8 protein-coding genes are annotated in these 5,937 nt (G+C 31.8%); 4 read left to right on the forward strand and 4 right to left on the reverse strand.

What is annotated here, in order from left to right:
• Window positions 1-210 precede the first annotated feature (210 nt).
• Genes J2Z80_RS14615 through J2Z80_RS14630 form a run of 4 tightly spaced genes read left to right on the forward strand, consistent with a single transcriptional unit; the run spans window position 211 to window position 3,154 of the window.
• A complete protein-coding gene (locus tag J2Z80_RS14615) occupies window positions 211-639 on the forward strand; it encodes a Fur family transcriptional regulator (protein ID WP_209455034.1) in 429 nt (142 codons plus the stop codon).
• Complete coding sequence (locus J2Z80_RS14620) at window positions 636-1,517, forward strand: metal ABC transporter substrate-binding protein (RefSeq protein WP_209455035.1); 882 nt, start codon at window positions 636-638, stop codon at window positions 1,515-1,517. The genes J2Z80_RS14615 and J2Z80_RS14620 overlap by 4 nt, the downstream gene beginning before the upstream one ends.
• Window positions 1,518-1,565: 48 nt before the next feature.
• Window positions 1,566-2,339 (forward strand): metal ABC transporter ATP-binding protein, encoded by a 774-nt coding sequence (locus tag J2Z80_RS14625; RefSeq protein ID WP_209455036.1) that lies wholly within the window; start codon window positions 1,566-1,568, stop codon window positions 2,337-2,339.
• 14 nt (window positions 2,340-2,353) lie between these two features.
• Entirely contained in the window at window positions 2,354-3,154 is an 801-nt protein-coding gene (locus J2Z80_RS14630; protein ID WP_209455037.1) for a metal ABC transporter permease, read from the forward strand.
• A 178-nt stretch (window positions 3,155-3,332) separates the two neighbouring features.
• Here J2Z80_RS14630 and J2Z80_RS14635 read toward each other — a convergent pair whose 3' ends face one another.
• The 4 genes from J2Z80_RS14635 to J2Z80_RS14650 form a co-directional block, all read right to left on the reverse strand.
• Entirely contained in the window at window positions 3,333-4,430 is a 1,098-nt protein-coding gene (locus J2Z80_RS14635) for an RNA-guided endonuclease InsQ/TnpB family protein (RefSeq protein WP_209455038.1), read from the reverse strand.
• On the reverse strand, window positions 4,427-4,828 hold the full coding sequence (gene tnpA, locus J2Z80_RS14640) for an IS200/IS605 family transposase (RefSeq protein ID WP_209455041.1): 402 nt from the start codon (window positions 4,826-4,828) through the stop codon (window positions 4,427-4,429). Before tnpA ends, J2Z80_RS14635 begins: the two co-directional genes overlap by 4 nt.
• A gap of 107 nt (window positions 4,829-4,935) precedes the next feature.
• Entirely contained in the window at window positions 4,936-5,130 is a 195-nt protein-coding gene (locus J2Z80_RS14645; RefSeq protein ID WP_209455039.1) for a hypothetical protein, read from the reverse strand.
• Window positions 5,131-5,173: 43 nt separating this feature from the next.
• Window positions 5,174-5,734 carry a VanZ family protein gene (locus J2Z80_RS14650; RefSeq protein WP_209455040.1) on the reverse strand — a complete coding sequence of 187 codons (561 nt, stop codon included), beginning with the start codon at window positions 5,732-5,734 and terminating at the stop codon, window positions 5,174-5,176.
• Between the last annotated feature and the right edge of the window lie 203 nt (window positions 5,735-5,937).

Consider the following 5,937-nt stretch of genomic DNA (forward strand, 5'->3'; position numbering starts at 1 on the left):
GTATCGCTCCTTCTATTTCCTTTTGTTTATATTTCTATTTTACCATATTTCATCTAAACTTGGATGAAAAAAATACTTTTGACACCTTAATCATTCTTAAAACAAAATTAGATGCAGATTAGAAAACAATTAGAATTGCTTGACAAAGAAAACAAATAATTATATAATCCTAAATAGTAAAATATTCTTATTTAGAAGGAATGAGAAATTATGACAAAGGAAGATATTTTAAAAACCATAAAATCCAACAACTATAAGATAACTCCTCAAAGAGATCTTATCATAAACATAATGTTAAATTCCAATGGTTACTTATCTGTAAGGGAAATCTACGAAAAAGTAAAAAGCTCATTTCCGCAAGTAAGTTTAGATACTGTATACAGAAATTTAAGTCTTCTGAAAGATATAAATGTACTAAGTGAAACAACTATAGGCAACAATATTATGTATGAAATTCATAAAGACATGCATGAGCATATTATGAAATGCATAAACTGCGGAAAAGTTTATGAACTGGATATTTGTCCACTTGATTTGTGTATAAATAAACTTGATGATTTTGAAGTAATAGATCATAAAATCGAAATTACTGGATACTGCAAAAATTGCAAAAATAAAATGGAGGAAGATAATAAATGAAACGACTTATTTCAATTTTTTTAGCAATCTTGATTCTATTTAGCTTAACGTCCTGTAACACAAAGATTTCAAAAAAGCCTGATAAAATGGTAATTTACGCTTCTTTCTACCCTTTATACGATCTTACAAAAAAGATTTCCGGTGATAAAGCCACAGTCCAAAACATAATACCCCCAGGCGTAGAACCACACGACTGGGAACCTACAACAAGACAAATAGCAGACATAGAAGGAGCTTCTCTCGTCGTATATCTAGGGCTTGGCATGGATTCATGGATTAGCAAAGTAGAATCATCTATATCAGGACCTAAATTTGTAAATGTGTCAAATGGTATTGACATTATAAAAGTCGGAAATGCTGTAAATCCGCACGTATGGCTGTCTCCAAAAGAAGCACAGATATTAGCAAAAAATATCAAAGATGCTTTAGTAAATGCTGACAATAAAAATGCAAAATATTACGAAGATAACTTTAATACTTTGTCAAATACACTAAAACAATTAGACAGCGAATACACTGAAAGACTTAAAAACACGAAGACAAAGACATTTATCGTATATCACAGTGCCTTTGACTATGTAGCAAGAGATTACAGCTTAAACCAAGTATCGATTGTCGGTATGAGTGAAGAAGCTGAAGCAAGCCCTGCTAAAGTTGCTGAAGTCATACAACTTATAAAAAGAGAAAACATCAATTACATCTTTACAGAACCATTGACATCACCTAAGCCGATCCAATCGATTGCCAGCGAAACAGGTGCAAAGGTACTTCCACTAAATACTATTGAAGGGCTTACTAAAGACGAGATGAATAAAGGATACGATTATATCTCATTAATGAGGCAAAACTTAGACAACCTCCAAAAAGCATTAAATTAGAATCAAAACTAACAAACTTCATTTTATATTATTGAAAGGAATTTTTATATGAGTAAAATTGTTGAACTTAAAAATGTCAACTTTTCTTACAATGACAAGAAGGTTTTAAACAATATCAATCTAACTATTGATGACGGCGAATTTGTAGGTCTTATTGGTCCTAACGGTTCAGGTAAAAGTACCCTCGTAAAAATCATGATAGGAGATCTTACGCCTTCATCTGGCGAAGTCCTTATAAATGGGATAAACGTAAAGGACATAAAAAAAAGATCTATAATCGGGTATGTCCCTCAAAAATCTTATTCTTTCAACGCTTCTTTTCCGGCAAGCGTGAAAGAAGTTGTATCGATGGGGCTTTACGGAAAATTAGGGCTATTTAAAAAACTTTCCAAAGACGACTGGGAAATCGTAGATAACGCTTTAAAAATTGTCGACATGATTGATTACAAGGACAGGCTTATCGGAAATTTATCTGGAGGCCAGCAGCAGAGGGTATTTATAGCAAGAGCGCTTGTCAGCGATCCTAAGATTTTATTTTTAGATGAGCCTACAACAGGTATTGATGCAAAGTCGGAAGACACGCTTTACAAAATACTGGATACATTAAATAAGCAAAATAAAATAACGATTATCATGGTCACTCATGATGTATGGGCCATATCCGACAAGGTATCTCGAATCGTATGTATGGGAAACGGCAGGCTATACGATAGATGCGATACACTGGACTTTTCAAAAAAAGAATTGGTAGAAATATATGGATACCCTGTCAAACTGGATATGCACCATCACCAAAATGAAAATATTAATAATCGACTTTAGATTGAGGTGTTATAATGCTTAATATTTTTACATACGACTTTATGATTAGGGCGTTTTTAGCAGGCGGATTTATATCGGTAATAGCACCATTGGTAGGCAGTTTCTTAGTGCTGAGAAGGCTGTCGCAGATGGGTGATACGCTATCCCACGTAGCACTGGCAGGCGTAGCAGCAGGTTTCCTGATTGGTATCAATCCAACAATCGGCTCTATAATCTTTGTAATACTGTCATCTTTTGGTATTGAACGCTTGAGAAAATCATACTTTAGATATTCAGAAATATCTATTGCAGTTGTCATGTCTGCAGGAATGGCAATTGCAGTAATACTTCTAAGCTTATCTAGCGGAAGTCCAGCAAACATAATGAATTACCTTTTTGGAAGCATAATATCAATTAATAACACTGATGTATTGCTATCGCTCATACTTAGCATTGCAGTAATAACTGTAATTTATATCTTCTACAAAGAGCTTCTATACATTACATTTGACGAAGAAGCTGCTTTGATATCAGGTATTCCTGTCAACTTGGTGAATATAATATTTACCATGATTGTGGCCATAACCGTAGCAGTATCCATGAGAATAGTTGGAGCTTTGCTGGTATCAGCATTGATGGTGATACCTGCAGCAGCCAGTCTTAAAATCGCCAAAAACTTCAGACAGACTATTTTTTATGCCATACTGTTTTCCTTTATATCTGTATTTGCAGGCATAATACTATCTTTTTATCTCAATCTTTCACCTGGCGGCAGCATTGTAATAGTTTCTCTCATAATCATGGGGTTAGCAAGTATAAAAAAGGCAGGTAACTAACCTGCTTTTTTTGTTTTTAACTTGGATAATAAAATGTACTGATTGTGAACCTACTCCATCCTATAGAGGATGGAGCTTCCTACTTCATAGACCGTTGCCTACTGCTATTCACAGCAGGTCTTACACAATCTCCATAGGCATAACTTCGGGAGGAACCTTCCCTACAAAATTATTACTCTTATGCTGCTATGCCTAATTGTTTTAATCCTTCATATAGTATATTTATTGCTGCATTTACATCTCTGTCTATCTCTAATCCGCATTCACATTTGTGTATTCTTACTGATAAGTCTTTTTCTACTACTTCCCCGCATCTTGAACATCTTTGTGATGTATATGCTGGATCTACTTTTACGAAGATTTTTCCTTCTTTTTCTGCTTTATACTGGAGATATTTGTCTAACATTCCCCATCCTGCATTTGCTATTGATTTTGCAAGTTTATGATTTTTCATCATATTTTTTACTTGCAAATCTTCAACGCATATAATGTCATTATGCTTTACTATGTTATAGCTTATCTTATGCAGATAGTCCCTTCTTTGATTCGCTACTTTTTCATGAAGTTTCGCTAATCTTTTCTTTTGCTTTTCTCTGTTTTTGCTTCCTTTCTTTTTTCTTGATATTTGTCTTTGCAGTCTTTTTAGTTTCTTTTCTGATTTTTGTAGCCATCTAGGATTTGAGTATAATTCTCCATCTGATGTTGCAGCTATTGAGTTTATTCCTTTGTCTACTCCTATTGCTTTTTCTCTTATGACTGTTTTTTCTTTTTCTTCTTCTACTTCAACTGACAGATTTATATACCACTTTCCTGCATGGTATTTTATGTTTATTGTTTTGACTTTTGTTGGATCAAAGTTTCTATGTGCTTTGATTTTTATATGCCCTATATTTTTTATGTATACATATCCTTCTTTCCCAAAGTTTCTTTTTGCTTCGCATTGCGGAAGTGTTATTGATGTGTAGTGGTATTTATCTTTGAATTTAGAATATTTGGCTCTTTTGTCAAAGAAGTTTTTATATGCTCTATCTAATCTTCTCAACACATCCTGTAATATTTGCGACTGTACTAATTTGTATTCTGGATGTTCTTTTTTATATTTTGGAAGCATGTTCTGCTGTTCTTTATATGTAAGTCCTTTGCCACATTCTTTGTAATGTTTTATCCTCTGTTCCAGTGAATAGTTATATAATTTGCGGCAAAGATATAATGTATAAAACAATTTTTCTTCCTGTTCTTTTGTTGGCTCTATGAGAAAATGCTGACATGTCATCATCTTTTCTCACCTTGGCTTTCTATATACTGTTTTATAACTTCTATAGGTGCACCACCTGATGTAAGAAGACAGTAACTTCTTGACCAAAAATATTCTTTCCAAAGTTTTTGTTTTATTTGAGGATATTCTTTTTTAATCAGCCTAGAAGATGCGCTTTTATAAGCATTTATGAATTTTGATATTTCAGAATTAGGTTCTGCTTTGAAAAGTATGTGTACATGGTCTTTATCGTGATTCCATTCTTGCAGTGATATATTATAATTGGGTGATATATTCTCGAATATCTCCTTTAATCTATTTGATATGTTATCGTCTATTATTTTTCTTCTGTATTTTACAGCCATTATGAGATGATAATAAAGCAAAAATACTGAATGATTATTGCTATCTAATATCAGCATTATATCACCACTTCACTCTTTTACTCCTGAAGCTATTATAACATATAATTCCATGGTAGACAATAGAAATTCATCTCCCACCTAAAGAGGATGAAAGACTTCTTTCAAGCTTTTATTAAAAATATATATCCCACATACAAAAACAACAAAGTAGCAATTACATCTATTATATTAGATATATTTGCAAAAAGCTCTATGTCCATAGATACAATAGATTTAATGATGGCAATAATGCAAAATAAGCCAATGACGATAAATAATATCCCGACAATTTTTAACAATCTCTTTTTTAATTCCAACTCCTAAAACCTCCTAACTGTGAAAATATTTTCTCAACAAAAATTATTGAAAGTCATGCTGTGGAGATTCACAAAATAAATGATTATCTTTTTTGAATATAGGTAGGAAAATTTTAAAAGATATATAACCAACTAATGCTCCAAATACGTTTAATATAAAATCATTTATATCACAAATTTTATATGCAAAACCATATATTAGTGAAACAAGCAATTGTGTTATTTCAATACAAAAAGATATTATTGCACATAAAGATATATTTTTTCTAAATGAAATATACTTATAGTTAATAAAAGGCATTAAAAATGCCAAAGGCATCAAAAGTACAATATTTCCTATTATTTGTATTTTTGTGTAATGTAGCATTGGTAATAACGGAATTAAATTATATGACTTATTTTTTGTGCCTTTTAAAAACTGAATCATATCACTTTGTATTGGTATAGGAAAAAACACGGTATTTATTAAAACTGCAATATAAACAACTAAAAACGCATATATAATATATTTTTCAAATTTAGCTTTTTTATAATATAATTTAAGAGCTATTATTACATAAATAACAAGAAATAAAATTTTAAAAAGAATATTAAATTCCAACATATCGCAAGAGCATCCTCCTTGAAAATTTAATAGGAAGTTACTGTAAATTCTAATTTAATTAGTTACCGTTCCAGATACATCAAGAATGTTTATAGTTTCATCTTTTTCTAAATAAACATCATGCTTTGACAGCATCACGATAAACGAAAACTATCACGATAGACAGTAGGAATCGTGGTATAATTAGAGTGTACGGCACAGAG

The sequence above is a fragment of the Thermoanaerobacterium butyriciformans genome, from assembly GCF_017874545.1.
Lineage (GTDB): Bacteria > Bacillota > Thermoanaerobacteria > Thermoanaerobacterales > Thermoanaerobacteraceae > Thermoanaerobacterium > Thermoanaerobacterium butyriciformans.

Excerpts from the sequence above, each read along its gene's own strand:
- J2Z80_RS14615 (WP_209455034.1), top strand. The coding sequence starts at position 211 with ATGACAAAGGAAGATATTTTAAAAACCATAAAATCCAACAACTATAAG.
- J2Z80_RS14620 (WP_209455035.1), top strand. The coding sequence starts at position 636 with ATGAAACGACTTATTTCAATTTTTTTAGCAATCTTGATTCTATTTAGC.
- J2Z80_RS14625 (WP_209455036.1), top strand. The coding sequence starts at position 1,566 with ATGAGTAAAATTGTTGAACTTAAAAATGTCAACTTTTCTTACAATGAC.
- J2Z80_RS14630 (WP_209455037.1), top strand. The coding sequence starts at position 2,354 with ATGCTTAATATTTTTACATACGACTTTATGATTAGGGCGTTTTTAGCA.
- J2Z80_RS14635 (WP_209455038.1), bottom strand. The coding sequence starts at position 4,430 with ATGATGACATGTCAGCATTTTCTCATAGAGCCAACAAAAGAACAGGAA.
- J2Z80_RS14650 (WP_209455040.1), bottom strand. The coding sequence starts at position 5,734 with ATGTTGGAATTTAATATTCTTTTTAAAATTTTATTTCTTGTTATTTAT.